This window comes from Terrabacter sp. NPDC000476 (assembly GCF_040300125.1).
Taxonomy (GTDB): domain Bacteria; phylum Actinomycetota; class Actinomycetes; order Actinomycetales; family Dermatophilaceae; genus Terrabacter.
Genome location: NZ_JBEPDF010000001.1, coordinates 1,006,080 through 1,032,498, shown reverse-complemented (window position 1 = coordinate 1,032,498; position 26,419 = coordinate 1,006,080). Strand labels below are relative to the sequence as shown.

The following is a 26,419-nucleotide window of genomic DNA, read 5'->3' as shown; positions in this document are numbered from 1 at the left end:
ACTCGCGACTGTGAAGGGGCGGCGCGTGGACAGGTCCCAGTGGGGGAAGGGTCCGGTGACGCTGAGGTCCCCTTCGGCGCGTAGCCCTGCGAGGTTGTCAGGCAGTCAGCGAGGATGCCACCTAGCGCTTGTCGGCGTTGCCAGCACTCGCCTCGACCGTGTATCTCGCACGGTTCTTGGCGATCTTGTTGTGGACTGCTTGGTCGAGATCGATGTGTAGGACATCGGCCAACCGCAGCACGTAGATGAGGACGTCAGCGACCTCATCGCGGACGTCTTCGGCGTGATTTGACCCCATGATCTGTGCCGACTCCTCTGGTGTCAGCCACTGAAACAAGGCGAGCAGCTCACCCACCTCGCCCGCGAGGGCCATGGCGAGGTTCTTGGGCGTGTGGAACTGCCCCCACGACCGTTCGGCGGCGAAGTCGTGGAGGATCTGCTGCTCGCGGGTGACGTCCATGGTCGGAAGTCTGGCATTGAGGGTCCCCACCGGCTGAAGCCAAGTGTCACTAGGGTCATCGCGTCACGAGTTACTCGAGCAGGGAGCGATGTTGTGGTTACGGTTCTCATCCAGCCCAGCCTTGGGAACGCGGATGCCAGACGGCACTGGAACGACACAATGCTCGCGGCGGTTCCGCTTTGGGGCCTGGAACCCGCGATGACTCTCAACGAGCGCCAAGCTTTCGGCGACATGCACCCCAACGGTCAGGCTCGCTTCTGGGGGATGACTAGCAACCAAGACAAAGGCGCGGAAGGGCTTGGGACCGGTGACGTGGTCCTCTTCACCGGCAGGAATCACGTGCAGGCGGTCGGCGAGATTGGGGTCGTCACGAGAAATAGGGCCTTGGCTGACAGTCTGTGGGACCCACACCCGGACCGTGGCAGCTACCACAACGTCTACTCACTCAAGTCGTTCGAGAAGACCATGATCCCATACGCCGAAATCTGGGCACTGCCGAGCTTCAACGCCGGCGACAATTTCATGGGCGCGCGGTTCCCTAATCGATGAAAAGGCCGAGGAGATTTTGTTTGGTCTGAGCATCACGACGGCCACTAAACTCTCAGAGGACCGGTCGTCGGCGACCGCCCAAGCTGCGCGGGCAGCCGATGTGCTGCGGTTCGTTGGCGACGAGGCCGTCAATGTGACGTCGACTGAGTACGAACGCCAAGGCAACCGAATGACCATAAACCGCTTCGAGGCGCTCTTGGTACAGAAGTACCGAGAGCACCTCGGTGTCGATACGCGGCGCATCCGCGTGCCCGCCGGAGTGACCGACATGGCGATTGGACCGGACGACGCCATCGAAGTTGTCGAAGCTAAGTCGAGCACAAGCCGACTGAGCATCCGAACAGCGATCGGGCAGCTTTTTGACTACTGCAGCTACATTCCCTCTGCGCGCAATCTGACCGTGCTGCTTCCGGAGCAGCCCGCCCCCACGCTCCAAGAGTTGTGCCTCAAGCTAGGCATCAACGTGGTCTATCCCAGTCGAGATGCATCGTTCATTCGTCACGATGCAACAGCGGAGGCCAGAGGTTCAATCAGTGCCCTCCTGCACTCGGATCGTCCGTACACCGGTGGCGCGTAGGCACTCTTCAACTACTCCTCTCATTCAGGCGAGAGTGAGAGCGGCCGGCTCTCGGCGCCGACGACACGCGCATGTTCGGCCACGCGACTCCCTAATAGATGACCGAAGCACCCGCGCGCAAATTCTGTGTCTGCCCTCGTCAGGAGCAAATCCGTCACATGAACGAGAGTTGGCCACGCGACAGATGTGTAGGTCCCGGCTACTGGTTCGACGTTTCCTTCACCTCAATCTTCCGGGGACACCAACGGGCTCTAGGGGTGGTCGTGATCCCGACCGGCGCGGCCGAACATTCTCGACCGCTTTGGCTCTATATCCTTGTAGCCCTACGCGACTTCACTGCGGACCGTCTACAGGGTTCGGATGGGCTGTGACGCACGAATGTCGGCATGCGATGCGTCGGTGGTTCCATCGTGCATGTTGGTGGGCGTGTATGACCCCATGATCGGAGCCGCATCCAAGGATTTGCGGTGAAGCGTTGATAGCTGCTCCCGAACCTGCTGGGTATCGGGAAGAAACGCGAGGTGTCGGAAGGTCGCGTTGGGTGAGCCGATCCGGCGCAGTCGCCCCTCCCGCTGCGCCTCTCGGCCTGGATTGTAAGAGACACAGACGGATACAAGCACGTTGGCGAACTGGAGGTTCAGTCCGTGCTCGAGCACCTTGGTGCCCACCAGGACTGAGACTGCCGGACAATCACGGAATGAAGCAACCGCATCTTCCCGCGCGGCCAAGTCGTCCTCACCGCGCAGTGAAACGGAGCCCACCTCTTGTTCCTTCAGTAGGTCGCAGAGCTTGTCCACGTCAAGGAGCTCCTCCGTGAACAGCACCACCTTGTTGCCGGCGCGAGCCTGCTCTACGACGAAGTGAGCGGCCGTAGGAAGCAGGCTGCTTGAGCCGTCGCTGGCACGACGGGCTGCCCTACTCATCTTCTGGTGTCGGATGAGGGGGTTGGTGATGCAGCTAGCTCGCCCGTACTCAGCCTGCTGCTGGTCCGTGAGCGAGACGAGGACCGGGACGCTGTCGACCTTGTGGGGCAGCGCGAGGCCAACGTCCTCCGTGGTGCGGCGCAGGAAGTGGGAGCCGTGCTCATGCAGGAAGTAGTTGGCAGCTGCAGGGCCCTTCCATCCGATGCATTGGGTCCTGCCGTTCGAATAGGTCCGCAGTTGGACGTACCACTCCTCAAAGCGCTCACGACTTGGGAGGCCCGGCACCCCAATGAGGGAGAGCATGGCCCAGAACTCGGTGGGGTCGTTCTCCTGCGGGGTCGCGGTGAGTGCCACGGCCCGGGAGGCGGTGGCGCATAGGTCGCGGATGCTCTCGAACCGTTCGCCCTTGCCTTTTGTGGCGCTGGCTTCATCCACGATCACGACGACCGGGCGCATGGTGCTTAGGGCGGAGTAACGGCGGTGGGCCATGTCGTGGTGCGTGACGAGCACGTCCGGGAGTCGCCGCGGCCCCCGTGGTTGTCCAGGGCTTGCCGTCAGGGAGGCTACCTGGAGAGACGGAATGAACTTGCGCAGCTCTGCGATGGTCTGTGTGATGAGGCTCGCCGTGGTCACCCAGAGCACCGGCAGCCGGTCCGGGTGGAGCAGCTCACCGGCATCGGCCGCATGTGCCAGCAGGGCGGCGGCCATCGCCGTCTTGCCCAAGCCGACGGCGTCGGCCAGGAGGGCTCGCGGCTGCGAGACGAGGAACTGGACCCCGGCGCGCTGGTGTGGGAACAGGTCGCCCACGAACGTGGGTCCGTCGACGGCTCGGGTCGGGTCGGTCAAGGTTCATCTCCTTTGTTTGTTGTGCCGCGCGCGGCGGCACCTCGCTGGGTTCAGGGTTGGCAGCGAGCCCGGTGGGGCGTCGGCCGGCCCCTCGCGCCCATCGGGCAGCGAGAGACCGCCAGAGCGCACCAACCGCGGTCTCGGGTTGGTTGCGGCGTGTGCTTCTTCTGGTGAGCAGCAGCGGCTGCTCACCCGGGACGGGAGAATGTGCTCCCGTCCCGGGACCTGCCGTGTCTCACACACGGCAGCGTTTAAGCTCGTTCATGCCGATGGGCGCCTTGAGCGGCCGCCCGGCAACCTCGTGGGACCTGGAGCGTCCCTTAAGGAGCGCTCCTCTTCCGACACCGGTTGACTCGCGTCTCCCGAGCGGGGCGCCAGCCCCGACGAGGGAGGGTCGCCTCAAGGGCGCCCCCTTCTTCCCCCAGTCGCCCCACGCCGCGCAGGCGTGGACCGACTTGGCCGAGTGGGGTAAGGGGGGTGGAGGCACGGAACCCCCCTATAGGGGGTCCGGCTGTCCGGTGTCCGGTCGGGCACGCGCAGGGTCAGGCGCCCCTGAGCGTCCACCGGTTGCCGTCCGGCTGATGGGCCAGCATCATGCCCAAGGGCCTGCTCGGCTGGAGCTGCTTAGCGTGCCCGGACGCCTTCCCGCCGAACTCAGCCGCCAGTGCATCGGCTGTCTGCTGCTTGTTCATGCCTTGGCAGTTGGCGACGACCCAAGACGAGCGCAGTGCGTTCTGGTCGAGGGTGTCGCGGTCTCGTTGCCGCTTGCGATCGCCCACCGCCTGCTCGGTCAGCACCTCGAAGCCAGCCGGCCCATCCTCGCCCCGGACGGTCCGTACGCTCAGCACCAGCGGCTCTTCCAAGTCGTTTCCTCGCGTCGTGATCTCTGCCATTCCCTCTCCCTTCGGCACGACGTATAGAACGTGTCTCAGTGCTGCACTGATGACTGTGCTTCCGAGGGGCTGGAGACGCTGCGGTCCGTAGTTTGGCGCCTTCTCCGACATGTGCATGACCACCACGGTGCTGATGTCCTCGCTGACGAACGCCTGGCGGAGGGCATCAAAGAACGTCTTGCAGGCCCCGCTGTCGTTGAAGTCGCCGACGATGGCCGAGAGGTTGTCGATCACAACCAGAGAGTCGCTCGTGAGCCCCGCCCGCCGCCTGAGGTCGACCCAGCCCGCCTTGTCAGCGGGGGCCTCCGCGGCGATGGTGACGTCGGGGGAGTCGGGGCTTAGGCCCATGCTGGCGACCAGACGCGCCATTTGGCGGTGAGACCCCATGTCCGTGCAGACGAACAGGATCCGATCGGGTGGGCGCTCCCACGGACGCCCCAGGAAGCAGCCACCCGACAGACCCGCGGCGAGACCTGCGACGAGCGTCGACTTTCCTGTGTAAGGGGGCCCGGCGATGCCGGTCAGGTCACGGTGTACCAGGCCGGAGACGCGGAACGGGGGAAGGCCGTCATGCAGCAGCTCGGCGAGGCTGTAGAGCCGGGGGGACGGGGCCGCACTCACCGACGCCCGCCCTGCTCGATGCGGCCGGTCTGCTCGACCCAGGCGGCCACCTCGCTGAGGCGGTACCGAAGCTGAGTGCCGACGCGATACCTGGGCACGTGCAACTTATGAGCGTTGTTGTAGAGCCAGGACGAGGGCTTGCCGAGGAAGTTGGCAACCTCCTCCGTGGTTACGAAGGCCTCGCTCGCCGCTGTGTTGTTCATGCTGCTTGGTGATCCCTTCCCTGAGTGGCCGCCTTGTCCGGCGACCCGCCTTCCCCTGCGGAACCTGCACCCATGTGGATGAGGAAGAGGGGCTTGGAAGAGAACCGTAGCGACGGGCAGCACCGCTCCGCAGACAGCGCTAGGTGGGCATGACCATGAACGCGGATATATCTGCGTATACAACATCGATGAACCGCTACGAAATTCACGATTCTGTGGCTCAACGCTTCGCAAACAGTGGGCTGCTAGTCTGTCGGTCATGGCTTGGACTGAGAAGAGATCCGGCGGTTGGCTTGGCCGGTACCGCGTGGACGGGATCGTCAAGAGCACGCCAGTCTTCAAGCGGAAGACCGATGCGAAGCAGGCGGCGGATCGCCTTGAGCAAGAGGCCAAACGCGGCACCTACATCGATCCAAAGCGCGGGCGTATGACAGTGGGGGACTGGGCGGATCGGTGGCTGGCCTCGCTGGAGATCACGCCAAAGACGGACCACACGTACCGAGAGCTGCTGGGCTCACTAATCCTGCCCACCTGGGGCAGCGTGCCGTTGAGCCGGATCCAACTCGTCGAGGTGAAGCGTTGGGTGGCGTCCATGAGAGGACCTCGCGGCGAGCTGAGCGACGCACGACGCCGCTCAGCCGGTGCTCAACTGGTGCGGATGCTGGACGCGGCCGTCGATGAGGGAATCATCTCGGCGAACCCGGCCAGGTCGCGATCTGGCAAGGTCTCGTACCTGCCGAGCGCCAAGCGGAGCAAGGAGCACCGCTACCTAACCCATGCCGAACTGGAGGCGTTGGCACGGTCGTGTGGCGAGTTCGCCGCCCTCGTGCGCCTCGCGGGTCTCACGGGGTTGCGGTGGGGCGAGGTGACAGCTCTACGGGTGTCAGATGTCGACCTGATGCGGCGACGGGTCACGGTCCGTCAGGCCTACTCGATCATCGGTGGGCGCAAGGTGCTCGGTGAGCCCAAGACGCATGAGCGGCGAGTCCTGACCGTACCGCCGTTTCTCGCGGACAGCCTCACGGCGCAGGTCGCGGGCAAGGAGCAGGAAGACCTGGTCTTCTCCACCGCCAGCGGAGAGGCCTTGGACAACACCAACTTCGCCCGACGCGTGCTTCAGCCTGCCCAGAAGGCGGCAGGTGTCGAGCGGCTCACCTTTCATGACCTGAGGCACACGGCTGCCTCGCTGGCGGTCGCCTCTGGCGCCAACGTCAAGGCGGTCCAGCGAATGCTGGGGCACGCCTCTGCGGCGATGACCCTGGATGTCTATGCGGGGCTGTTCGACACGGACGCTGAGGAACTCGCCGAGCGGCTGTCGCGCGCCCACCGGGATGCTGTCGCGGAAGACGTAGCCCACTATGTGCCCACCAGCTCGGTTGCAGCCTTGCGGGCGGCGTCCTCAGGGCAGGCCTCCTAGAGCTCTGAACTGGGAAGATATGGGGTGGGGCAGCAGGGGCTTGAACCCTGGACCGACGGATTATGAGTCCGCTGCTCTGACCGGCTGAGCTACTGCCCCGGGACCTGGCGAGCCCCGAGGGCCGGCGCGGTCGGTGGGAGTCTAGCGAGCGGTGTCGGCGGCTCGGTGACGTGCCTCTAGGCTCGGCGTGACCAACCATCCCGGGCACGTGAGGAATCGACAAGCATGAGTGACGGCATCCGCGTGGCGGCAGTCGAGGACGTCGAGGCGGGGGAGGCGCTCGTGCTCGACACCGCGCTGACCGGCACCGTCGAGGCGATCTCGCTCTTCCGCGACGACGACGGCACCTACTACGCGCTCGACGACACGTGCTCGCACGAGGACGCCTCGCTCGCCGACGGCTGGATCGAGGCCGGCGAGGTCGAGTGCCCCCTGCACGCCACGCGCTTCTGCCTCGCCGACGGCAAGCCGATGTGCCTGCCGGCCACTAAGCCGGTCGCCACGCACCGCGTCGAGGTGCGCGACGGCGAGGTCTACCTCCACCCGGGTGTGCCCGCAGGCTCCTGACGGGTTCAACGAACCGGCGAAAGTGGCCTAAAACGGTCATTGGTACTGCTGGTGCGCCTGTGTCGCATGGTGCACAATGGGCGGGTGCTCGCTGCCGAGCACGCCCGGCCGCGTGCCGGGACCACGACAGCACGACCGGATCCTCGCTCGGAGACGCAGGCGTTGGGGAAGACGTCCCTGCAACTCCAGGAGGTTCGGATGGCTGCCGCGATGCCGCGCACCACGACACGGGGGGTCCTGTTCGTCCACGGGACCCCGGCCGCGCTGTGCCCGCACATCACGTGGGCGGTCGAGGCCGTCCTCGACGAGCCCGTGAGCCTCGACTGGATCCCGCAGCCCGCCGCGCCCCGCACCGTGCGCACCGAGCTGGCCTGGGTCGGTGCCCCCGGCACGGGCGCTGAGCTCGCCAGCGCCCTGCGCGGCTGGGACGGCCTGCGCTACGAGGTGACCGAGGACCCGTCGCCCGGCTGCGACGGCGCCCGCTGGTCCTACACGCCCCGCCTCGGCATCCACCACGCCATGACGTCGGCGTCCGGTGACGCGGTCGTGCAGGAGGACCGGCTGCGCGAGGCGATCCTGCGCACGCGCGGCGACGTCGTCGCCCTGCACGAGGAGATCGACCTCCTCCTCGGCATCCCGTGGGACGAGGAGCTCGAGCCGTTCCGCTACGCCGGCGACGGCGCACCCGTGCGCTGGCTGCACCAGACCGGCTGAGCCCGCCCGCCCGCGGGCACCGGACGCGGCGAGGGCCCGGGCGGTTCGTGCTCCCGGGCCCTCGTCCTGCCCGCCACCCCGAGGGCGTATGCCGTCCGTGCCACGTCCGCGAAAATCGCTGGGCAGGCTGCGGGGTGCCCTGCGATCATCAACCCGGCGCGCATCCCTGCGCGTCGCACGACGTGACCACCCGAGACCCGAGGACCTGAGATGGCACCGGCACTCCTTCCGGAGAAGCAGCACGAACGGTATGCCGTCGATGCGCCCTGCCCGTTCCCGGGCGAGCGCAGCAACCCGCGCAGCATCCCGCACCGTCCCGTGCCGCGACCTCACTGACGCCACGAGCCGCCTGGCTCCGTCCGTCGAGCCGCCCCGGGATGACCCCGACGGGCGGCTCTTCTCGTGCCGCCCGTCCCACCGACGGACCATCACGAGACGCACGCGACGAGGCAGGAGAGGAGGACGACATGACACAGGTCGAGGTGCGGAACGCCGACGAGACCCTGCTGCACCGGGTGTCGGTCCGGCACGCCGTCGGGATGATCTGGCGCGGCGTCGCGACGCCGGTCGAGGTGCACGCCACGGAGCACTTCGGGCCCTACCAGGTGCCGGTCGTGGTCCGGCTCGTGCGCTACGTCGAGCGGAAATGGCTCTACTCGCGCACCCGGGCGACGTACTCCCGGGTCGGGGTCCTGCTCCGGGACCGCGGTCGCTGCGCGTACTGCGGTCGCGCCGCGGCCACGACCATGGACCACGTCCTCCCGCGTTCGCGCGGTGGGGCCACCTCCTGGGCCAACGCCGTCGCCGCGTGCGAGCCGTGCAACGCCCGCAAGGGCGACCGGACGCCCGAGGAGGCCGGGATGCCGCTGCGCTGGGACCCCTTCGTCCCGACCCGGGTGCAGCTGCAGTTCGCCACCGCCCCCAGCGCGTCCGGCCCGTCCAGCGCCTACCGCGCGACCCTCCACGACAACCGCTCACCGACCCACCCGCACCGCCGCTGACCGCCTCAGGAAGGAGCCCGGCCGATGACGCTCCACCACCATCACCATCACGACCACGCGACCGGGCTCCCCACTCCTGCGGCACGAGCGGAGCCGGCGTGCGCCGGCCACGACCCCGAGCTCTTCTGGCCGGCGACGGTCGCCGACGCCGAGCGCGCGGCTGCGGTGTGCCGGCGCTGCCCGCTCGTCGTCGGGTGCCTCGCCGGCGCGCAGCAGCGCCGGGAGTGGGGCGTCTGGGGCGGGGTCCTGCTCGCCAGGGGACGTCCGAGCACCGAGCTGCCCGGCAACGTGCGCCCGCCCCACCGGGTCGTCCCGCGCAGCGCGTGACGAGGGCGCCGTCGACCCATGACCCACCGGACGACCGTCCGGTCCACGAAAGGATGAAACCCATGTCCACCTTCCCGGTGCCGCTGCCCGGTGCGGAGGCGTCCACGCTGCTGTGGGCCGACCCCGCCGACATCGAGCCGGCGGCACTCGAGCAGCTGCGCTCCATCAGCAGGCTGCCGTGGGTGCACGGCCTGCGCGTCATGCCCGACGTCCACCTCGGCAAGGGCGCCACGGTCGGCTCCGTCATCGCGATGCGCGACGCGGTGTCGCCCGCGGCCGTCGGCGTCGACATCGGCTGCGGCATGACGGGGGTCCGCACCAACCTCACGGCCGCCGACCTGCCCGACGACCTCGGTCCGCTCCGGTCGGCCGTGGAGTCGGTCCTGCCCGTCGGCTGGAACGCGCACGACGGCTCGGCCCCCGTGCTCGGCCGTGACGCCGGCCTGGCGGGTCGGGTCGACCGGCTGATGTCCAAGTTCGGTGAGCTGCGGGCCCCGCGCATCGCCGACCGCCAGGGCCGTGCCCTGGCGCAGTGCGGGTCGCTCGGGTCCGGCAACCACTTCTGGGAGCTGTGCGAGGCGGACGACGGCCACCTGTGGCTCATGCTGCACTCCGGCTCGCGCAACATCGGCAAGGAGCTGGCGGAGCGGCACATCGCCACGGCCAAGACGCTCGAGCACAACCTCGGGCTGCCCGACCGCGACCTCGCGGTGTTCCTGGCCGGCACGGACGAGATGACGGCCTACCTGCACGACCTCTACTGGGCGCAGGAGTACGCCCTGCTCAACCGTGAGGTGATGATGGCGACGACGCGCGAGGTCGTGGCACGGCACTTCCCGCACGTCGTCTTCGACGCTCCGGTGCGGTGCCACCACAACTACGTGTCCGAGGAGACCTACGACGGGGTCGACGTCGTCGTGACCCGCAAGGGCGCGATCCGGGCCGGCTCCGGCGACCTGGGCCTCATCCCGGGGTCGATGGGCACGGGCTCGTACGTCGTGCGGGGTCTCGGCAACGAGGCCTCGTTCAACTCCGCGAGCCACGGTGCCGGACGCCGGATGTCGCGCAACGCGGCCAAGCGGCAGTTCACGGTCGAGGACCTGCGCGCCCAGACGGCCGGCATCGAGTGCCGCAAGGACGCGGGGGTGATCGACGAGATCCCCTCGGCGTACAAGGACCTCGAGTCGGTCATCGCGGCGCAGGCCGGTGGCCCGGACCCGCTCGTCGCCGTCGTCGCCCGGCTGAGCACGCTCCTCTGCGTCAAGGGCTGACCGCTGCGTCAGTGACCCGCGAAACGGGTCACTGACGCAGCGAGCGGAGGAGTGTCGGCGGCCCGTGCCTGCGGACAGCGCTACGTCACTGACCCGGGAAGCGGGTCAGTGACGTAGCGCGTGGTCGGGCACCGGCCGCGGCGCCAGCGGATGGCGGCCGGCGGCCGGCGGTGGCTCAGACGCTGCGGATCGCGAGCGCGACGTTGTGGCCGCCGAAGCCGAACGAGTTGTTCAGGGCCGCGATGTCGCCGTCGGGCAGCTTCTGGTGCTCCCCGGTGACGACGTTGAGCGGGATCTCGGGGTCCTGGTCGTCGAGGTTGATCGTGGCCGGCACGAGCCGGTGGTGGATCGCCTGGATCGTGATGACGGCCTCGAGCGCGCCGGCCGCGCCGAGCAGGTGCCCGGTCATCGACTTCGTCGCGGTGACGGACATGTCGTCGACGTGGTCGCCGAAGGCGCGCTTGATCGCGTTGTACTCCGCGACGTCGCCGACCGGGGTCGAGGTGGCGTGCGCGTTGATGTGGATGATGTCGGTCAGGGACAGGTCGGCCCGCTCGACGGCATACCGCATCGCGCGGGCGGCGCCCGAGCCGTTCGGCTCCGGTGCCGTGATGTGGTGGGCGTCGGCCGACATGCCCACGCTGGCGAGCTCGGCGTAGATGCGCGCACCGCGGGCGCGGGCGTGCTCCTCGGACTCGAGGACGATGACGGCGGCGCCCTCGCCGAGCACGAAGCCGTCGCGACCCGTGTCGTAGGGCCGCGAGGCCCGCTCCGGGTCGTCGTTGCGCGTCGAGAGCGCCTGCATCGCGGCGAAGCCGGCAATCGGCAGGGCGTGGACGGCCGCCTCGGTGCCGCCGGCGACGACGACGTCGGCGCGGCCCGTGCGGATCATGTCGATGGCGTAGCCCATGCTCTCGGCGCCGGACGCGCACGCGCTGACCGTCGTGTGGGCACCGGCACGGGCCCCGAGGTCGAGCGAGACCGCGGCCGCGGGGCCGTTCGGCATGAGCATGGGGACGGCGAGGGGGTAGACCCGGCGGGGGCCCTTCTCGCGCAGGTTGTCCCACTGGTCGAGCAGCGTCCAGACGCCGCCGATGCCGGAGCCGATGGCGGCGCCGAGGCGCTCCGGGTCCATCTCGGGGGCGCCGGCGTCGGCCCACGCCTCGCGGGCGGCGATGAGGGCGTACTGGCTCGACGGGTCGAGACGGCGCGTCTCGACCTTGGCGAGCACGTCGACCGGCGGGACGGCGATGGTGGCGGCGAAGGTGACCGGGAGCTCGTACTTCTCGACCCAGTCGAAGTCCATCGGGCGGGCGCCGGACCGGCCGGCGAGCAGGGCGTCCCACGTCTCCGGGGCCGTGCCGCCCAGGGGCGTCGTGGCGCCGAGACCGGTGACCACGACGCGTCGGTCGCGATTGGACGTCATGGTGACGTGCTCCTCTGAGTCGGAAGTGGTGAGGTCGTGCGGGTGGTGCGGTGCAGTGCTGCGGTGTGGGAACCCGGGCCGGGTGCGGCCCGCGCGGTCGGCGCCCGGTGGTCCCGGGCGCCGACCGACAGGATCAGGACTGCGCGCCGGCGATGAAGGTGACGGCGTCGCGGACGGTCTTGAGGTTCTTGACCTCGCTGTCCGGGATGCGCACGCCGAACTTCTCCTCGGCGTTGACGACGATCGTCATCATCGAGAGGGAGTCGATGTCGAGGTCCTCGGTGAAGGACTTGTCCATCTCGACGGACGCGGTGTCGAGGCCGGTCTCCTCGTTGACGATCTCGGCAAGACCCTCGAGGATCTCCTGCTCGGACTGAGCCATCTGTCTGCTCCTTGTGTTGTGGGCGGTGCTGGATGTCGTTCCGTGGCCCGAATGACCCGTCGGGACCGGCGGGAGTGCTGGGGGTCGCCGCCGCTCAGGGCAGCACGACGACCTGTGCGGCGTAGACGAGCCCGGCGCCGAAGCCGATCTGCAGGGCGAGCCCGCCGCTCGGGATCTCCTTCTCCGCGAGCATGCGCGTCGTCGCGATGGGGATCGAGGCGGCCGAGGTGTTGGCCGTCGTGACGATGTCGCGGGCGACCGGGATGTCGGCCGGCAGCTTGAGCTGCTTGACCATCGCGTCGATGATCCGGATGTTGGCCTGGTGCGGGATGAAGGCGTCGAGGTCGTCGGCCTTGATGCCCGCCTTGTCGATGGCCTGCTGCGCGACGGGGGCCATGCCCCAGACCGCCCAGCGGAACACCGTCTGACCGGCCATGCCGATCGCGGGCCAGACGTTCTTGTCGGCCTGCGCCGTCTGCCACGACTCGCGCACGTCGGTCCAAGCCTGCTTCTGGGTGATGGCGTCGCGCTGCGTGCCGTCCGAGCCCCAGACCGTGGGGCCGATGCCCGGGGTGTCGCTCGGGCCGACGACGCAGGCGCCCGCGCCGTCGCCGAAGATGAAGGCGCTGCCGCGGTCGTAGGGGTCGGTGAAGTCGCTCAGCTTCTCGACCCCGACGACGAGCACGTAGTCGGCCGAGCCGCCCTTGACCATGTCGCTCGCCATCGCCACGCCGTAGCAGTAGCCGGCGCAGGCGGCCGAGATGTCGAGGGCCGGGGCCGTCGATCCGAGTCGCGAGGCGAGCTCCGGCGCGGCGGCGGGGGTCTGGTAGGGGTGCGTCACCGTGGCGACGAGGACGAAGCCGATCTGCTCGGGCGCGATGCCGGCGTGCTCGAGGGCCTGGCGCGACGCGGCCTCGGCCATGTCGATGACGCTCTCGTCGTCGGCGGCGAAGTGCCGGCTGATGATGCCGGAGCGCTCGCGGATCCACTCGTCGCTGGAGTCGATCTTGTCGACGATCTCGGAGTTCATGACGACCCGCGCCGGGCGGTACGCGCCCACCCCGAGGATGCGGGAGTGGCGGGCGGCGCCGGTGTCGACGAGGGTGCCGGTGCCCTTGGGCGTCGGGGCGGAGGCGCTGGGTGCGGTCACGGGTGCCTTCTCGGGGTCAGGGGTGGATGGGACGGGTCACGCCGGTGCGGCGACGGCCGGCCACGGGCGGGCGGTGCCCGGTCACGAGCTGGAGTGGTTCTCGACGAGGGCGCGGGCGGCGTCGAGGTCGTCGGGCGTCTTGACGGCGAGCGTCTCCACGCCGCGCATGGCCCGCTTGGCGAGGCCGACGAGCGTGCCTGCCGGTGCGAGCTCGACGAGCGCGGTGACGCCGAGCGCCGTCATCGTCTCCATGCAACGGTCCCAGCGCACCGGGTTGCTCACCTGGCGGACCAGGCGGGCGAGCGTGTCGGCCCCGTCGGCGACGGCGGCGCCGTCGGCGTTCGAGAGCAGCCGCAGCGCGGGCGCGGACGGGGTGAGCCGCGAGGCTGCCTCGCCCATGGCGTCCACGGCCGGTGCCATGTGCCGGGTGTGGAACGCGCCGGCGACCTGCAGGGGGATGACGCGGGCCTTGGCGGGCGGGTCCTCGCGCAGCGCCTCGACCTGCTCCAGGGTGCCGGCGGCCACGACCTGGCCGGCGCCGTTGATGTTGGCCGGGGTGAGGCCGTGGGTTTGGAGGGTGGCGAGCACCTCGTCGGGATCGCCGCCGAGCACGGCAGCCATGCCGGTCGGGGTCACGGCGCTCGCCTCGGCCATGGCCCGGCCGCGGGTCGCCACGAGCGCGATCGCCTCGTCGTCGGTGAGGACGCCGGCGAGGGCGGTCGCCGTCAGCTCGCCGACGGAGTGCCCCGCGAGGACGGCGTGCGTTGCCGACAGCGCGCTGCGCTCGGGGAAGAGCGCCGAGGCGGTGACGAGCCCCGCCGCGACGATGAGCGGCTGCGCGACGGCGGTGTCCTTGATCGTGTCGGCGTCGGACTCGGTGCCGTGGGCGACCAGGTCGTGCCCGGCCGCGAGGCCGAGGGCCGTGAGCTGCTCGCGCACGCCGTCGAGCTCGAGCCACGGGGCGAGGAAGCCGGGGGTCTGGGAGCCCTGTCCAGGGCAGACGATCGCTAGCACGTTCCCCACCCTTCCCGGTTACCGGCGGGGACCCCGCCACCGAATGTCACGAAGTCGCCGGCGATACCTTGGAGGTTTCCTCCAATTGCGCCTGGCCGCCACGGGCGGGCGGGCGCGAGCCGGGGGCCGCGGCCAGCCGGCCGAGGGCGAGCGCGATGCGGACGGCCCACGCCTCGCGCGGTGTCGTCAGGTCGTAGCCCGTGACGTCGGCGATGCGTCCGAGGCGGTAGCGCACGGTGTTGGGGTGGACGAACAGGGCCCGTGCGGACGCCTCGAGCGACCCGCCGAGCTCGAGGTAGGCGGTCGCCGTCTCGAGGAGGGACACGTGGCCGGGCGCGGAGAGCGGGCGGTGGATGCGGTCGACGAGGACGCGGCGCGCGGGGGAGTCGCCGGCGAGGGCTCGCTCGGGCAGCACGGCGTCCGACTCGAGCACGCGTGGGGCGTCCGGCCAGGCCGCCGCGGCCGCGAGCCCGCTCAGGGCGGCGCGCGCCGACCGTCCGGCTGCGAAGAGGTGCGGCACGGTCGGCCCGACGACGACCGGGCCCGGCCCGAAGCAGCCGGCGACCTGCTCGACGACCTCGACGGCCGCCCGCGTGCCGCCGAGGATGGCGATGAGCCGCGAGCGCTGCACGATCGCGAGGGCCTCCACCCCGTGCTGGCGCACCGAGCGACGCAGGTCGTCGACGGCCGGCACCGCGCCGGCGCGCGCGGTCGTCGGGGTGCTGCCGACGACGAAGGTGACGTCGGCGACGTCGCCCCAGCCGAGCGCGCTCGCGCGGGACTGCATCGAGTCGTCGGCCTCCCCGCGCAGCACGGCGTCGACGACGAGGGCCTCGAGCCGGGCGTCCCAGGCTCCGCGTGCCTCGGCGGCTCCGGCGTACACCTCCGCGGCGGCGAAGGCGATCTCCCTCGAGAAGCGCAGCACCGACTCGCGGAGCAGCTGCTCGTCGCCCGGCCCGGCGAGGCTCTCGACGCGGGACTCGACGACGTCGACGACGGTGCGCACGAGGTCGAGGGTCTGGCGCAGGCTCACCGAGCGGGTCAGCTCCTGCGGGGCGTTGCCGAAGATCGAGATGGCCGAGGGGGAGTGGCTCTCCTGGTGGTGGAACCACGCGATGAACTGCGAGATGCCGGCCTGCGCGACGAGCCCGACCTGCGAGCGCTCCTCGGCCGAGAGGTCGCGGTACCAGCGCAGCTTCTCCTCCATGCGCTGCGAGGCGAGCGTCGCGAGGTCGCCGGCGCTGCGCTCGACGGCGCGTGAGGTCGCCTCGCTCGGGTGCTGCCGGGCCGCGTCGCTCACGACGCCAGCCTAGGCGCACGGGACCGCCGACTTTGTATGCCGTTCACAAAGTCGGCGGCCGCGTGCGTGGTCCGGCGGTCCGGCTCAGCCGGAGACGGCCGACGCGAGGTTGCCGAGACTGTCCTCGAGCTGGCTCTTCTCGACGAGCGGGAAGCTCACCTTCTGGAGGATCTCCTTGTCGGTGACGTGGCTCCAGTCGTAGGTCAGCGAGACGAGGGTCGAGCTCGGGCCCTCCGGCGTCAGCTCCCACATCCACTCCCAGCCGGGGGGCGGGGTGTCGGCGGGCGCGGTCTTCCAGGCGATCAGGGCGTTGTGCGAGTAGCCCGAGACCGTGTTGTCGGTCTGGTACTCCCCGCCCATGTGGTCGCCGGCCATGTTCATCCGGAACACGTCGCCGACCTGCTGGATGCGCTCGGCCTTCTCGTCGGAGCGCACGAAGCCCGAGCCGTCGAGCTCGACGTGCCGCTTGGGGTTGCTCAGCACGTCGAAGATGTCGGCGGCCGAGGCGTCGATGCTCCGCTGGACGGTGATCTTCTGGGAATCGGTCATGCAGGGTCCCTACCCGCTCGGCCCGGACGAGCCCCTGGTCCCACTCGTCCGGGCTCGTCCGGGCTCGTCCGGGCTCGTCCGGCCTCGCCCTGGCTCGCTCAGTCGGTGCCGAACTCCATGGCCGCGCGGTCGAGGGCGTCGTCCTGGTCGTCGACGTCGGCCGCCGAGGGGTTGGCCGAGATGGCGGCGGCCCCACCGGGGGCGAGCTCGCCGACGAGCTCGTGGGCGTCCGCGCCGAGCAGGCCCTGGGCGGCGTACTGCTCGAGCTTGGCGCGCGAGTCGGCGATGTCGAGGTTGCGCATCGTCAGCTGGCCGATGCGGTCGACCGGGCCGAAGGCGGCGTCCTCGGTGCGCTCCATCGAGAGCTTCTCGGGGTGGTAGCTGAACGCCGGGCCGGCGGTGTTGACGATCGACCAGTCGTCGCCGCGGCGCAGGCGGATCGTCACCTCGCCGGTGACGGCGGAGGCGACCCAGCGCTGGAGCGACTCGCGCACCATGAGCGACTGCGGGTCGAGCCAGCGGCCCTCGTAGAGCAGCCGGCCGAGCTTGCGGCCCTCGGCGTGGTAGTTGGCGATCGTGTCCTCGTTGTGGATCGCGTTGAGGAGCCGCTCGTACGTGATGTGGAGCAGCGCCATGGCCGGCGCCTCGTAGATGCCGCGCGACTTCGCCTCGATGATGCGGTTCTCGATCTGGTCGCTCATGCCCAGGCCGTGGCGGCCGCCGATGCGGTTCGCGGCGTCGACGAGGGCCACGGCGTCGGCATACTCGGTGCCGTTGATCGCGACGGGACGGCCGCGCTCCCAGCGCACCGTGACGTCCTCGGTCTCGATCGTCAGCGAGGGGTCCCAGAACTTGACGCCCATGATCGGCTCGACGACCTCGATCGACTCGTCGAGGAACTCGAGCGTCTTGGCCTCGTGCGTCGCGCCCCAGATGTTGGCGTCGGTCGAGTAGGCCTTCTCGGCGCTCGCCCGGTAGGGCAGGTCGCGCGCGGTCAGCCATTCCGACATCTCGTGGCGGCCACCGAGCTCGGTCACGAAGTCGGCGTCGAGCCACGGCTTGTAGATGCGCAGGGACGGGTTCGCGAGCAGGCCGTACCGGTAGAACCGCTCGATGTCGTTGCCCTTGAAGGTGGAGCCGTCGCCCCAGATCGAGACGCCGTCCTCCTGCATGGCCCGCACGAGCAGGGTGCCGGTGACGACGCGGCCGAGGGGAGTCGTGTTGAAGTACGTCTTGCCGCCGCTGCGGATGTGGAACGCGCCGCAGGCGATGGCCGACAGGCCCTCCTCGACGAGCGCGGTCTTGCAGTCGACGAGGCGCGAGATGTCGGCGCCGTACTGGCCCGCGCGGCCCGGCACGGACTCGATGTCGGGCTCGTCGTACTGCCCCAGGTCGGCCGTGTAGGTGCAGGGCACGGCTCCCTTCTCTCGCATCCAGGCAACTGCGACAGAGGTGTCGAGACCGCCGGAGAAGGCGATGCCGACACGTTCACCAACGGGGAGCGACGTGAGGACCTTGGACATGAATGCAAGTATATGCACACCAGCGCATACCTATCCAATCGCGTCCCGGCCGGCTGTCGACCGGGTCCGCCAGCAGGCAGACGTGCGGCCCGGGCCCTTCGCAGGGACCGGGCCGGACGGCATACGTCAGCGGGTCAGCTCTCGCCGCCCGCGTTGCCGGACGTGCCGGCGGTGACGTCGTCGAGCTGGTACTTCTCGGCCGCCCGGCGCGGGACGTCGGCGTCGACCTTGCCCTCCTTGGCGAGCAGCTGCAGCGTCCGCACGGCGACCGAGGGGCCGTCGATGTGGAAGAAGCGCCGCGCCGCCGCGCGGGTGTCGGAGAAGCCGAAGCCGTCGGCGCCCAGCGTGGCGTAGGTGCCGGGCACCCACTCTCGGATCTGGTCCTGGACGGCGCGCATGTAGTCGGACACGCCGACGACCGGGCCCTCGGTGCCCTCGAGGCACTGGGTCACCCACGGCTTGATCGGCGGACCGTCGGGCGAGAGGAACTCTTGCTCGTCGGCGGCGAGGCCGTCGCGACGCAGCTCGTTCCACGAGGTCACCGACCACACGTCGGCGGCCACGCCCCAGTCGTCGGCGAGCAGCTGCTGGGCCTCGAGCGCCCACGGCACGCCGACGCCGGACCCGAGGATCTGCGCCTTGGGGGCGTCGTGGGTCCAGCCCTCCGTCTTCGCCGGGGAGATCCGGTGCATGCCGCGCAGGATGCCCTCGACGTCGACGTCGTCCGGCTCCTTGGGCTGCTGGATCGGCTCGTTGTAGACGGTGAGGTAGTAGATGACGTTCGACTCCTCGGCCGTCTTCCCCTCGCCGTACATCCGCTGCAGGCCGTCCTGCATGATGTGGGCGATCTCGTAGGCGTAGGCCGGGTCGTAGTGCACGACGGCGGGATTCGTCGCGGCGAGGAGCGGGCTGTGCCCGTCCGCGTGCTGCAGGCCCTCACCCGTCAGGGTCGTGCGACCGGCCGTGGCGCCGATGAGGAAGCCGCGGGTCATCTGGTCGGCGGCCGCCCAGATCGAGTCGCCGGTGCGCTGGAAGCCGAACATGGAGTAGAAGACGTAGATCGGGACCATCGGCTTGCCGTGCGTCGCGTACGACGTGCCGGCGGCCGTGAACGCCGCGAGCGAGCCGGCCTCGTTGATGCCGAGGTGCAGGATCTGGCCGCTGACGTTCTCGCGGTAGGCGAGCATGAGCTCGGCGTCGACCGGCGTGTAGTTCTGCCCGTTGGGGTTGTAGATCTTGATCGTCGGGAAGAACGCGTCCATGCCGAACGTGCGCGCCTCGTCCGGGATGATCGGCACGATGCGCGGGCCGAACTCCTTGTCGCGCAGCAGGTCCTTGAGCAGGCGGACGAACGCCATGGTCGTGGCGACCTCCTGCTTGCCCGAGCCCTTCTTGACCTGCGCGTAGGCCTCGTCGCCGGGCAGCTTGACCGGCTCGAAGTCGACGCGGCGGCTCGGCAGCGTGCCGCCGAGCTTCTGGCGGCGGTCGATCGAGTACTTGATGACGTCGCTGTCGGCACCCGGGTGGTAGTACGGCGGCTGGTAGGGGTTGGCCTCGAGCTGCTCGTCGGTGATCGGGATGCGGAGGCTGTCGCGGAAGGCCTTGAGGTCGTCCAGCGTCATCTTCTTCATCTGGTGCGTGGCGTTGCGGCCGGCGAAGTGCGAGCCGAGGCCGTAGCCCTTGATCGTCTTGGCCAGGATGACGGTCGGCTGGCCGGTGTGCTCCCGCGCCGCCTTGTAGGCCGCGTAGACCTTGCGGTAGTCGTGGCCACCACGCTTGAGGTCCCACCAGACCTGGTCGTCGCTCCAGCCCTCGACCATCTTGGCCGTGCGCGGGTCGCGCCCGAAGAAGTGGTCGCGCACGTACTTGCCGTCGTTGGCGCGGAAGGTCTGGTAGTCGCCGTCGCTCGTGGAGTTCATCAGGTGCACGAGGGCGCCGTCGCGGTCGGCCGCGAGCAGCGGGTCCCAGCCACGGCCCCAGACGACCTTGATGACGTTCCAGCCGGCGCCGCGGAAGAACGCCTCGAGCTCCTGGATGATCTTGCCGTTGCCGCGGACCGGGCCGTCGAGGCGCTGCAGGTTGCAGTTGATGACGAAGTTGAGGTTGTCGAGCTCCTCGTTCGCCGCGAGCTGCAGCAGTCCACGCGACTCCGGCTCGTCCATCTCGCCGTCGCCGAGGAAGGCCCAGACGTCCTGCTGGCTGGTGTCCTTGATGCCACGGTTGTGGAGGTACTTGTTGAACTGCGCCTGGTAGATCGCGTTCATCGGGCCGATGCCCATCGACACCGTCGGGAACTCCCAGTAGTCGGGGAGCAGCCGCGGGTGCGGGTAGGACGGGACGGCCTCGACCGTGCCGTCGACCTGGTGGCTCTTCTCCTGGCGGAAGCCGTCGAGCTGGGCCTCGGTGAGGTGGCCCTCGAGGAAGCTGCGGGCGTACATGCCGGGGGAGGCGTGGCCCTGGAAGTAGATCTGGTCGCCGCCGCCGGGGTGGTCCTTGCCGCGGAAGAAGTGGTTCATGCCCACCTCGTAGAGCGTCGCGGCGGACGCGTACGTCGAGATGTGGCCGCCGACGCCGATGCCGGGGCGCTGGGCGCGGTGCACCATGACCGCCGCGTTCCAGCGGATGTAGCGGCGCATCTCGCGCTCGACGTCCTCGTCGCCGGGGAACCACGCCTCGCGCTCGGGCGGGATCGTGTTGATGTAGTCGGTCGCCGTCAGGGACGGGACCCCGACCTGCTGCTGGCGCGCGCGCTCGATGAGCTTGAGCATGATGTAGCGCGCCCGCGTCCGGCCCTTCTCGTCGAGGACGGCGTCGAGGGAGTCGATCCACTCCTGCGTCTCGTCCGGGTCGATGTCCGGGAGCTGACTGGGGATGCCGTTGAGGATCGGGCCGGCCTCGGAAGCCACGTCGTGGGTCCTTTCTCGTCGCGAGGCGACGCTCACAGCCGGTCGGCCGAGGCGACGCACGTGCCCATCCTCTACCCAACGGTGGTGGTGGTCACAATTGGGTCCTCCCTGCGGACGCCTTCTGCTAGGTCTCCGGCACGATCCACGACCCCCTCGTCCGTGTCTCGCCCGTGTTGTCCCCGACGGACCGCACCTTGCGCGATAGCGTCGGAGCCGATGCACTGATGTCGTGGCAACCGTGCCGCGTCGACGAGAGGACCGGTGACAGTGAGCGAGACCGCAGGTGCGGCGTCCTTCAGCAAGCTCGGATTTGCCAAGGGGCAGGTCATCCAGGAGTTCGGCTATGACGACGACGTCGACGACGACCTGCGCTTCGAGCTCGAGGACGTCATCGGGACCGAGCTGGAGGACGAGGACTTCAACGACGGGGCCGACGGGGTGCTCATCTGGTACCGCGACGGGGACGAGGACCTCGTCGACCTCATGGTCGACGGCCTGACCAAGCTCTTCGACCAGGGCTTCGTCGTGCTGCTGACGCCCAAGGCCGGCCGGGCCGGTCACGTCGACGCGAGCGTCGTCGAGGAGGCGGCCTCGACCGCGGGCCTCACGACCGGAGGCCAGGTCAACGTCGCCAAGGACTGGACGGCGAGCCGGCTCATGCCGCCGAAGGGCCCGCGCCGCTGACGACCAGGCAGGTCTGCGAGCGGGGTCGGCCGCGGCCTGTCCACGGTTGAGCGGCATCCCCTCCGGGATGTCACACTGACCGGCATGACGAACGCGCACCCGGTCGAGCGCCCGATGCCGGCGCCCGCACCGCTCGCACCCCTGGGTGTCGGCGAGCAGGCTCCCGACTTCACCCTCGTCGACCAGTACGGCGTGGACGTCAGCCTCTCGGCCGTCCGCGGCCTGCGCAACGCCGTGGTCGTCTTCTACCCGGCAGCCTTCTCGGGCATCTGCCGCGGTGAGCTGCGCGAGATCCGCGACGGCCTCGAGGACTTCCAGGACGGCGACATCCAGGTCTTCGCGATCTCGTGCGACTCGATGTACACGCTGCGCGCATGGGCCGACGCCGAGGGCCACTTCTTCCCGCTCCTGTCGGACTTCTGGCCGCACGGCGAGGTCGCCCGGCGCTACGGCGTCTTCGACGACGAGGACGGCTTCGCCCTGCGCGGCACGTTCCTGCTCGACCGCGACGGCCGCATCGTGTGGACCGAGGTGCGCGGGATCGGCCAGGGCCGCGACTTCACCGCCTACCGGTCCGCGCTCGCGAGCCTCCGCGCCGGGCAGCGCGATGCCGTAGGCTGACCGCCGCCTGCCGCGGACGACCGCGGTGCGTGAGGGGCCTGTAGCTCAGTTGGTAGAGCACCGCGTTTACACCGCGGGTGTCGTCGGTTCGAGCCCGGCCGGGCCCACGTGGACGAGCCCGCTGCCGACCTCCCGCTCCGCGACGTCGTCGCGGCGCTCGAGTCGCTCTATCCCCTGGACACCGCCGCCGACTGGGACCGTGTGGGCCTCGTCACCGGCGACCCGGACCAGCCCGTACGCCGGGTGCTCGTCGCGCTCGACCCGACCCTCGAGGTCATCGCCGAGGCAGCGGCGTGGGGCGCCGACCTGCTCGTGACGCACCACCCGCTGCTGCTGCGGGGCGTGCACTCGGTCGCGACCACGACCGCGAAGGGTGCCTCCGTCACGGCGCTCGTCACGGCGGGCGTCGCGCTGTGGGTGGGCCACACGAACGCCGACGTCGCCGACCCCGGGGTGTCGACGGTGCTGGCCGACGCGCTCGGCCTGCTGCGCCAGCGCCCGCTCTCGACCGAGGGCGGTCACCCCGCCGGCCGCGTCGGCGAGCTGCCCGAGCCGGTCGCGCTGTCGGACTTCGCCGCCGCCGTGGCCGCGGCCCTGCCCGACACCGCCGCCGGCATCCGGGTGAGCGGCGACCCTGACGCCACCGTCTCGACCGTCGCCGTGATGGGCGGCTCCGGCGACGACCGCTTCGACGACGTGCGCGCGAGCGGCGCGGACGTCTACGTGACCGCCGACCTGCGCCACCACCCCGTCCTCGAGGCCCGCGAGGAGGCTCGGGGAGGCCGGCCGTTCCTCGTCGACGCCGGGCACTGGGCCACGGAGTGGCTCTGGACGGCCAACGCCCGCGACCGCCTGGTCTCCGCGCTCGAGCAGCCCGGCGGAGCGACTAGGGTCGAGACCAGAGTCTCAACCATCCGCACCGAGCCGTGGACGTTCGTCGTCGGTGCGAACGCTGCGCGGGATGACCGCGTGGCACCCGAACCCGGAGGTGTGTCCTGAAAGCCGACCCGTCCCGCCAGTGGCGCCTGCTCGACCTGCAGGCCATCGACACCCGGCTCGACCAGATCGCGCACGCGCGCGCGCACCTGCCGCAGACGCAGGCGCTCGAGACGGCCCGCAACGACCTGGCGGGCCTCGAGACCGAGATCGTCAACGCCCGCACCGCGGCGCACGACGTGCAGCGCGAGCTGACGAAGTCGGAGCAGGACGTGCAGCTCGTGCGCGACCGCGCCGCGCGCAACCAGAGCCGCCTCGACGCGGGCCAGGGCTCGGCCAAGGACCTGCAGGCGCTCCAGCACGAGCTGGCCTCGCTGGCCCGCCGCCAGGGCGAGCTCGAGGACATCGAGATCGAGGTCATGGAGCGCTCCGAGCAGCTCGCGGCCCGCGTGACCGAGCTCGAGGCCCGAAGGGCCGAGATCGTCGAGCGCGTGGCGCAGCTCGAGTCGGAGCGGGACGCGGCCGTGCAGAAGCTCGACGCCGAGGAGGTCACGGTGGGCGCCGGCCGCGCCGACATCGTCGCCGGCGTCGGCGACGACCTCGCCGCGCTCTACGAGAAGATCCGCGCCAGCAGCGGCGGCCTCGCCGCGGCCGAGCTGAAGCACCGTCGGTGCGGTGGCTGCCGGCTGGAGCTCGGCAACGTCGACCTCAACCGCATCCGCACCGCGCCGCAGGACGAGGTCGTGCGCTGCGAGGAGTGCCGTCGCATCATGATCCGCACCGGCGAGTCGGGGCTGTGATCGGCCGGTGAGCGCAGCCTCACGAGGCGCGGGCCGACGGCTTGTCGTCGAGGCCGACGGCGGGTCGCGCGGGAACCCCGGGGTGGCCGGCTACGGCGCGCTCGTGCGGGACCCCGCGACGGGACGGGTCCTCGTCGAGCTGGCCGCACCGCTCGGCAAGCAGAGCAACAACGTCGCGGAGTACTCGGGCCTCATCGCCGGGCTGCGGGCCGTGCTCGACATCGAGCCCGGTGCGACCGTGCAGGTCAAGATGGACTCCAAGCTCGTCGTCGAGCAGATGTCGGATCGCTGGAAGATCAAGCACGAGGACATGCGCCGTCTGGCCCTCGAGGCGCGTGACCTGTGCGCCGAGATCTCGAACGCCGGTGGCAGCGTCGACTTCACGTGGATCCCGCGCGAGAAGAACAAGGATGCCGACGCGCTGAGCAACGAGGGCATGGACGGCGTCACGGTGCACCGCGTCCTCACCGACGGCGACGCGACCCCCGAGGCCGAGTCCGAGTCCGAATCCGAGGCGGAGCCCGCCGTCGAGGCCGGGGCTGCCCCTGCCGTCGCGCGTCGGTGGGGCGAGTCGCTGCGGCTGCTCCTCGTCCAGGCACCGCTGGACGCGGCCGCTTCTCCGCGCATCGTCCGGGCCGTGCAGTGCCTCGTGGGTGACGACGCGTCCGTCGTTGCCGCCGACGCCGGTCTCGCCGCCGAGGTCGGGCAGCACGTCGCGACGGCCCTGGGCAGCCAGGTGCGCACGTCGACCGACTGGTCGGCCCAGGCACCCGGCGAGCGCGCCGACGAGAGGGTCCGGACGGCATACCGCAGCCTCGTCGAGCGTGGCGGCACCGTGGTCGCCGTGACCTCGCGGCGCGGGGTGCTCTCGGTGCTGACCGAGGTGCTCGGCGTGCCGGAGGACCGGTTCTGGGCGCTCGCGACCGCGCCCGGGAGCCTCACCGCCGTCGAGGTGTGGGACGAGGGGTCGGCGTCGGTGGCGTTCACCAATCGGACCGACCATCTCGCCTGACGGACGCCGTGCGATATTCGCTGCATGAGCTATGCCGGTGACGTGACCCCCGAGCAGGCCTGGGCGGGCCTGCGCGACGAGCCCGGTGCGGTGCTCGTCGACGTGCGCACGCGGGCCGAGTGGTCCTACGTGGGGCTGCCCGACCTCAGCAGCCTCGGCAAGGAGCCCGTGCTGCTCGAGTGGCAGTCCTTCCCGACCGGGGCCGTCAACGTGGGCTTCACCGACGAGCTCGCCGCCGCGGGGGTCGCCAAGGACGCGCCGCTCTACCTGCTCTGCCGCTCGGGCGTGCGCTCCGTCGCCGCCGCCGAGGCGGCCACGCGCGCGGGCTGGACCCGCGCCCACAACGTGCTCCACGGGTTCGAGGGGCCGCACGACGACCAGCGGCACCGTTCCGTCGCCGGCTGGAAGGTCGCGGGCCTGCCGTGGGTCCAGGGATGAGCGAGGCGCAAGGACGCGCCACGTGGCGGCGCGACACCCTCGCCGTGCGGGGAGGGCTCGCCCGCAGCGGGTTCGAGGAGACGTCGGAGGCGCTCTACCTGACCTCGGGCTTCGTCTACGAGTCGGCCGAGGACGCCGAGGCCGCGTTCAAGGGCGACGTCGACCGCTTCGTCTACTCGCGCTACGGCAACCCGACCGTCAGCATGTTCGAGGAGCGGCTGCGCCAGCTCGACGGGGCGGAGGCGTGCTTCGCCACCGGCTCGGGCATGTCGGCGGTATTCGTGGCCCTGGCCGCGCTGCTGGGCCAGGGCGACCGCGTCGTCTCGTCGCGGGCGCTCTTCGGCTCGTGCTTCGTCATCCTCGACGAGATCCTGCCCCGCTGGGGGGTCGAGACGGTCTTCGTCGACGGCGCCGACCTCGACCAGTGGCGCGAGGCGCTGTCCGAGCCGACGACGGCCGTCTTCTTCGAGACGCCGAGCAACCCCATGCAGGAGCTCGTCGACATCGCGGCCGTGACCGAGCTGGCGCACACTGCGGGCGCGAAGGTCGTCGTCGACAACGTCTTCGGCACCCCCGTGTTCTCCCGGCCCCTCGACCTCGGGGCGGACATCGTCGTCTACTCGGCGACCAAGCACATCGACGGTCAGGGGCGCACGCTCGGTGGGGCGGTGCTCGGGCCCAAGGAGTTCATCGACGGGCCGGTGCAGAACCTCATGCGCCACACCGGGCCGTCGATGTCGCCGTTCAACGCCTGGGTGCTCGTCAAGGGCCTCGAGACGATGTCGCTGCGGGTCGAGCGGATGGCGGCCAGCGCCCTCACGGTTGCGCGCTTCCTCGAGACGCACCCCCGCGTCACGCGCGTCGTGCACCCGTTCCTCGAGTCGCACCCGCAGCACGAGCTCGCGAAGCGGCAGATGGCGGCCGGCGGCACCGTCGTCACGTTCGAGCTCGACGGTGGCAAGGACGAGGCGTTCGCGCTGATGAACGCGCTGCAGGTCATCGACATCTCCAACAACCTCGGCGACTCGAAGTCGCTCATCACGCACCCGGCGACGACGACGCACCGCCGGCTGGCCCCCGAGGCGCGCGTCGCAGTCGGCATCACCGACGGCGTGCTGCGCGTCTCGGTCGGCCTCGAGGACGTGCGAGACGTCGTCGACGACCTCGCGCAGGCCCTCGCGGCCGTGTAGGTCCCACCCGCCCGCTACGTCACTGACCCGCGTTGCGGGTCAGTGACGTAGCCGCTGGGGGTGGACCGCGGCGCGCGGTGGGGGGGTGGTCGCTACGTCAGTGACCCGGGTAGCGGGTC

General features: G+C 70.3%; 28 protein-coding genes and 2 tRNA genes. 17 read left to right on the top strand and 13 right to left on the bottom strand.

Annotation, left to right across the window (positions count from 1 at the left end; genetic code table 11):
• Positions 1 to 121 precede the first annotated feature (121 nt).
• On the bottom strand, positions 122 to 460 hold the full coding sequence (locus ABT295_RS04870; protein WP_352393282.1) for a nucleotide pyrophosphohydrolase: 339 nt from the start codon (positions 458 to 460) through the stop codon (positions 122 to 124).
• A gap of 198 nt (positions 461 to 658) precedes the next feature.
• On the opposite strand from ABT295_RS04870, the gene ABT295_RS04865 reads away from it, so the two are divergent.
• Both ABT295_RS04865 and ABT295_RS04860 read left to right on the top strand, forming a co-directional pair.
• A complete protein-coding gene (locus tag ABT295_RS04865) occupies positions 659 to 1,009 on the top strand; it encodes a hypothetical protein (RefSeq protein ID WP_352393281.1) in 351 nt (116 codons plus the stop codon).
• A gap of 16 nt (positions 1,010 to 1,025) precedes the next feature.
• Positions 1,026 to 1,586 (top strand): hypothetical protein, encoded by a 561-nt coding sequence (locus tag ABT295_RS04860; RefSeq protein WP_352393280.1) that lies wholly within the window; start codon positions 1,026 to 1,028, stop codon positions 1,584 to 1,586.
• Positions 1,587 to 1,933: 347 nt separating this feature from the next.
• On the opposite strand, the gene ABT295_RS04855 is transcribed toward ABT295_RS04860, so the two are convergent.
• The 3 genes from ABT295_RS04855 to ABT295_RS04845 all read right to left on the bottom strand — a co-directional run bounded on the left by ABT295_RS04855 (position 1,934) and on the right by ABT295_RS04845 (position 5,072).
• Entirely contained in the window at positions 1,934 to 3,355 is a 1,422-nt protein-coding gene (locus tag ABT295_RS04855; RefSeq protein ID WP_352393279.1) for an SNF2-related protein, read from the bottom strand.
• 542 nt (positions 3,356 to 3,897) lie between these two features.
• Entirely contained in the window at positions 3,898 to 4,869 is a 972-nt protein-coding gene (locus ABT295_RS04850) for an AAA family ATPase (RefSeq protein ID WP_352393278.1), read from the bottom strand.
• A complete protein-coding gene (locus ABT295_RS04845) occupies positions 4,866 to 5,072 on the bottom strand; it encodes a helix-turn-helix domain-containing protein (protein WP_352393277.1) in 207 nt (68 codons plus the stop codon). Before ABT295_RS04845 ends, ABT295_RS04850 begins: the two co-directional genes overlap by 4 nt.
• 259 nt (positions 5,073 to 5,331) lie before the next feature.
• Between ABT295_RS04845 and ABT295_RS04840 the strand changes: the two genes are divergently transcribed.
• Entirely contained in the window at positions 5,332 to 6,489 is a 1,158-nt protein-coding gene (locus tag ABT295_RS04840; RefSeq protein ID WP_352393276.1) for a tyrosine-type recombinase/integrase, read from the top strand.
• 25 nt (positions 6,490 to 6,514) lie between these two features.
• Here the strand turns inward: ABT295_RS04840 and ABT295_RS04835 are convergent.
• A tRNA-Ile gene (locus tag ABT295_RS04835) sits at positions 6,515 to 6,588 on the bottom strand.
• A gap of 126 nt (positions 6,589 to 6,714) precedes the next feature.
• Between ABT295_RS04835 and ABT295_RS04830 the strand changes: the two genes are divergently transcribed.
• The 6 genes from ABT295_RS04830 (at position 6,715) to ABT295_RS04805 (ending at position 10,369) form a co-directional block, all read left to right on the top strand.
• Positions 6,715 to 7,056, top strand: coding sequence for a bifunctional 3-phenylpropionate/cinnamic acid dioxygenase ferredoxin subunit (locus tag ABT295_RS04830; RefSeq protein WP_352393275.1), 342 nt, complete (start codon positions 6,715 to 6,717; stop codon positions 7,054 to 7,056).
• A gap of 198 nt (positions 7,057 to 7,254) precedes the next feature.
• Positions 7,255 to 7,770 carry a DUF3145 domain-containing protein gene (locus ABT295_RS04825; RefSeq protein WP_352393274.1) on the top strand — a complete coding sequence of 172 codons (516 nt, stop codon included), beginning with the start codon at positions 7,255 to 7,257 and terminating at the stop codon, positions 7,768 to 7,770.
• A gap of 210 nt (positions 7,771 to 7,980) precedes the next feature.
• On the top strand, positions 7,981 to 8,106 hold the full coding sequence (locus tag ABT295_RS04820) for a hypothetical protein (protein ID WP_352393273.1): 126 nt from the start codon (positions 7,981 to 7,983) through the stop codon (positions 8,104 to 8,106).
• A 131-nt stretch (positions 8,107 to 8,237) separates the two neighbouring features.
• Positions 8,238 to 8,771, top strand: a complete 534-nt coding sequence (locus ABT295_RS04815; RefSeq protein WP_352393272.1) for an HNH endonuclease — start codon at positions 8,238 to 8,240, stop codon at positions 8,769 to 8,771.
• Positions 8,772 to 8,795: 24 nt separating this feature from the next.
• Positions 8,796 to 9,098: a WhiB family transcriptional regulator gene (locus ABT295_RS04810; RefSeq protein ID WP_352393271.1), complete on the top strand. Its 303-nt coding sequence runs from the start codon at positions 8,796 to 8,798 to the stop codon at positions 9,096 to 9,098.
• A gap of 62 nt (positions 9,099 to 9,160) precedes the next feature.
• Positions 9,161 to 10,369 carry an RtcB family protein gene (locus ABT295_RS04805; RefSeq protein WP_352393270.1) on the top strand — a complete coding sequence of 403 codons (1,209 nt, stop codon included), beginning with the start codon at positions 9,161 to 9,163 and terminating at the stop codon, positions 10,367 to 10,369.
• A gap of 175 nt (positions 10,370 to 10,544) precedes the next feature.
• Here ABT295_RS04805 and fabF read toward each other — a convergent pair whose 3' ends face one another.
• The 8 genes from fabF to aceE all read right to left on the bottom strand — a co-directional run bounded on the left by fabF (position 10,545) and on the right by aceE (position 20,619).
• A complete protein-coding gene (fabF, locus tag ABT295_RS04800; protein ID WP_352393269.1) occupies positions 10,545 to 11,795 on the bottom strand; it encodes a beta-ketoacyl-ACP synthase II in 1,251 nt (416 codons plus the stop codon).
• Between the two features lie 133 nt (positions 11,796 to 11,928).
• The gene (locus ABT295_RS04795; protein WP_020145270.1) at positions 11,929 to 12,177 is read right to left on the bottom strand and encodes an acyl carrier protein; all 249 of its coding nucleotides are present in this window, start codon (positions 12,175 to 12,177) and stop codon (positions 11,929 to 11,931) included.
• Between the two features lie 94 nt (positions 12,178 to 12,271).
• Entirely contained in the window at positions 12,272 to 13,327 is a 1,056-nt protein-coding gene (locus tag ABT295_RS04790) for a beta-ketoacyl-ACP synthase III (protein WP_352393268.1), read from the bottom strand.
• Positions 13,328 to 13,408: 81 nt separating this feature from the next.
• Positions 13,409 to 14,341, bottom strand: coding sequence for an ACP S-malonyltransferase (locus ABT295_RS04785; RefSeq protein ID WP_352393267.1), 933 nt, complete (start codon positions 14,339 to 14,341; stop codon positions 13,409 to 13,411).
• Between the two features lie 46 nt (positions 14,342 to 14,387).
• Complete coding sequence (locus tag ABT295_RS04780; RefSeq protein WP_352393266.1) at positions 14,388 to 15,641, bottom strand: PucR family transcriptional regulator; 1,254 nt, start codon at positions 15,639 to 15,641, stop codon at positions 14,388 to 14,390.
• Positions 15,642 to 15,725: 84 nt separating this feature from the next.
• Positions 15,726 to 16,190 (bottom strand): SRPBCC family protein, encoded by a 465-nt coding sequence (locus ABT295_RS04775; RefSeq protein WP_352393265.1) that lies wholly within the window; start codon positions 16,188 to 16,190, stop codon positions 15,726 to 15,728.
• Between the two features lie 98 nt (positions 16,191 to 16,288).
• Positions 16,289 to 17,713 carry an argininosuccinate synthase gene (argG, locus tag ABT295_RS04770; RefSeq protein ID WP_352393264.1) on the bottom strand — a complete coding sequence of 475 codons (1,425 nt, stop codon included), beginning with the start codon at positions 17,711 to 17,713 and terminating at the stop codon, positions 16,289 to 16,291.
• Positions 17,714 to 17,847: 134 nt separating this feature from the next.
• Positions 17,848 to 20,619: a pyruvate dehydrogenase (acetyl-transferring), homodimeric type gene (gene aceE / locus ABT295_RS04765; protein ID WP_352393263.1), complete on the bottom strand. Its 2,772-nt coding sequence runs from the start codon at positions 20,617 to 20,619 to the stop codon at positions 17,848 to 17,850.
• Positions 20,620 to 20,886: 267 nt separating this feature from the next.
• Between aceE and ABT295_RS04760 the strand changes: the two genes are divergently transcribed.
• The 8 genes from ABT295_RS04760 to ABT295_RS04725 all read left to right on the top strand — a co-directional run bounded on the left by ABT295_RS04760 (position 20,887) and on the right by ABT295_RS04725 (position 26,300).
• On the top strand, positions 20,887 to 21,303 hold the full coding sequence (locus ABT295_RS04760) for a DUF3052 domain-containing protein (protein ID WP_352393262.1): 417 nt from the start codon (positions 20,887 to 20,889) through the stop codon (positions 21,301 to 21,303).
• 84 nt (positions 21,304 to 21,387) lie between these two features.
• Positions 21,388 to 21,924, top strand: a complete 537-nt coding sequence (locus tag ABT295_RS04755) for a peroxiredoxin (protein ID WP_352393261.1) — start codon at positions 21,388 to 21,390, stop codon at positions 21,922 to 21,924.
• Between the two features lie 34 nt (positions 21,925 to 21,958).
• Positions 21,959 to 22,031: transfer RNA gene (locus ABT295_RS04750), tRNA-Val, on the top strand.
• A gap of 1 nt (position 22,032) precedes the next feature.
• Positions 22,033 to 22,923, top strand: a complete 891-nt coding sequence (locus tag ABT295_RS04745) for a Nif3-like dinuclear metal center hexameric protein (RefSeq protein WP_352393260.1) — start codon at positions 22,033 to 22,035, stop codon at positions 22,921 to 22,923.
• On the top strand, positions 22,920 to 23,660 hold the full coding sequence (locus ABT295_RS04740) for a zinc ribbon domain-containing protein (RefSeq protein ID WP_502991127.1): 741 nt from the start codon (positions 22,920 to 22,922) through the stop codon (positions 23,658 to 23,660). The genes ABT295_RS04745 and ABT295_RS04740 overlap by 4 nt, the downstream gene beginning before the upstream one ends.
• A gap of 7 nt (positions 23,661 to 23,667) precedes the next feature.
• Positions 23,668 to 24,672 carry a reverse transcriptase-like protein gene (locus ABT295_RS04735; RefSeq protein WP_352393258.1) on the top strand — a complete coding sequence of 335 codons (1,005 nt, stop codon included), beginning with the start codon at positions 23,668 to 23,670 and terminating at the stop codon, positions 24,670 to 24,672.
• Positions 24,673 to 24,696: 24 nt separating this feature from the next.
• A complete protein-coding gene (locus ABT295_RS04730; RefSeq protein WP_352393257.1) occupies positions 24,697 to 25,110 on the top strand; it encodes a rhodanese-like domain-containing protein in 414 nt (137 codons plus the stop codon).
• Positions 25,107 to 26,300: an O-succinylhomoserine sulfhydrylase gene (locus tag ABT295_RS04725; RefSeq protein WP_352393256.1), complete on the top strand. Its 1,194-nt coding sequence runs from the start codon at positions 25,107 to 25,109 to the stop codon at positions 26,298 to 26,300. Before ABT295_RS04730 ends, ABT295_RS04725 begins: the two co-directional genes overlap by 4 nt.
• The last annotated feature ends 119 nt before the right edge of the window (positions 26,301 to 26,419 follow it).

Coding starts and splice junctions, on each gene's coding strand:
- ABT295_RS04730 (WP_352393257.1), top strand. CDS start 24,697: ATGAGCTATGCCGGTGACGTGACCCCCGAGCAGGCCTGGGCGGGCCTG.
- argG (WP_352393264.1), bottom strand. CDS start 17,713: ATGTCCAAGGTCCTCACGTCGCTCCCCGTTGGTGAACGTGTCGGCATC.
- ABT295_RS04865 (WP_352393281.1), top strand. CDS start 659: ATGACTCTCAACGAGCGCCAAGCTTTCGGCGACATGCACCCCAACGGT.
- ABT295_RS04815 (WP_352393272.1), top strand. CDS start 8,238: ATGACACAGGTCGAGGTGCGGAACGCCGACGAGACCCTGCTGCACCGG.
- fabF (WP_352393269.1), bottom strand. CDS start 11,795: ATGACGTCCAATCGCGACCGACGCGTCGTGGTCACCGGTCTCGGCGCC.
- ABT295_RS04840 (WP_352393276.1), top strand. CDS start 5,332: ATGGCTTGGACTGAGAAGAGATCCGGCGGTTGGCTTGGCCGGTACCGC.
- ABT295_RS04870 (WP_352393282.1), bottom strand. CDS start 460: ATGGACGTCACCCGCGAGCAGCAGATCCTCCACGACTTCGCCGCCGAA.
- ABT295_RS04795 (WP_020145270.1), bottom strand. CDS start 12,177: ATGGCTCAGTCCGAGCAGGAGATCCTCGAGGGTCTTGCCGAGATCGTC.
- ABT295_RS04825 (WP_352393274.1), top strand. CDS start 7,255: ATGGCTGCCGCGATGCCGCGCACCACGACACGGGGGGTCCTGTTCGTC.
- ABT295_RS04725 (WP_352393256.1), top strand. CDS start 25,107: ATGAGCGAGGCGCAAGGACGCGCCACGTGGCGGCGCGACACCCTCGCC.
- ABT295_RS04775 (WP_352393265.1), bottom strand. CDS start 16,190: ATGACCGATTCCCAGAAGATCACCGTCCAGCGGAGCATCGACGCCTCG.
- ABT295_RS04810 (WP_352393271.1), top strand. CDS start 8,796: ATGACGCTCCACCACCATCACCATCACGACCACGCGACCGGGCTCCCC.
- ABT295_RS04845 (WP_352393277.1), bottom strand. CDS start 5,072: ATGAACAACACAGCGGCGAGCGAGGCCTTCGTAACCACGGAGGAGGTT.
- ABT295_RS04755 (WP_352393261.1), top strand. CDS start 21,388: ATGACGAACGCGCACCCGGTCGAGCGCCCGATGCCGGCGCCCGCACCG.
- ABT295_RS04805 (WP_352393270.1), top strand. CDS start 9,161: ATGTCCACCTTCCCGGTGCCGCTGCCCGGTGCGGAGGCGTCCACGCTG.
- ABT295_RS04830 (WP_352393275.1), top strand. CDS start 6,715: ATGAGTGACGGCATCCGCGTGGCGGCAGTCGAGGACGTCGAGGCGGGG.
- ABT295_RS04820 (WP_352393273.1), top strand. CDS start 7,981: ATGGCACCGGCACTCCTTCCGGAGAAGCAGCACGAACGGTATGCCGTC.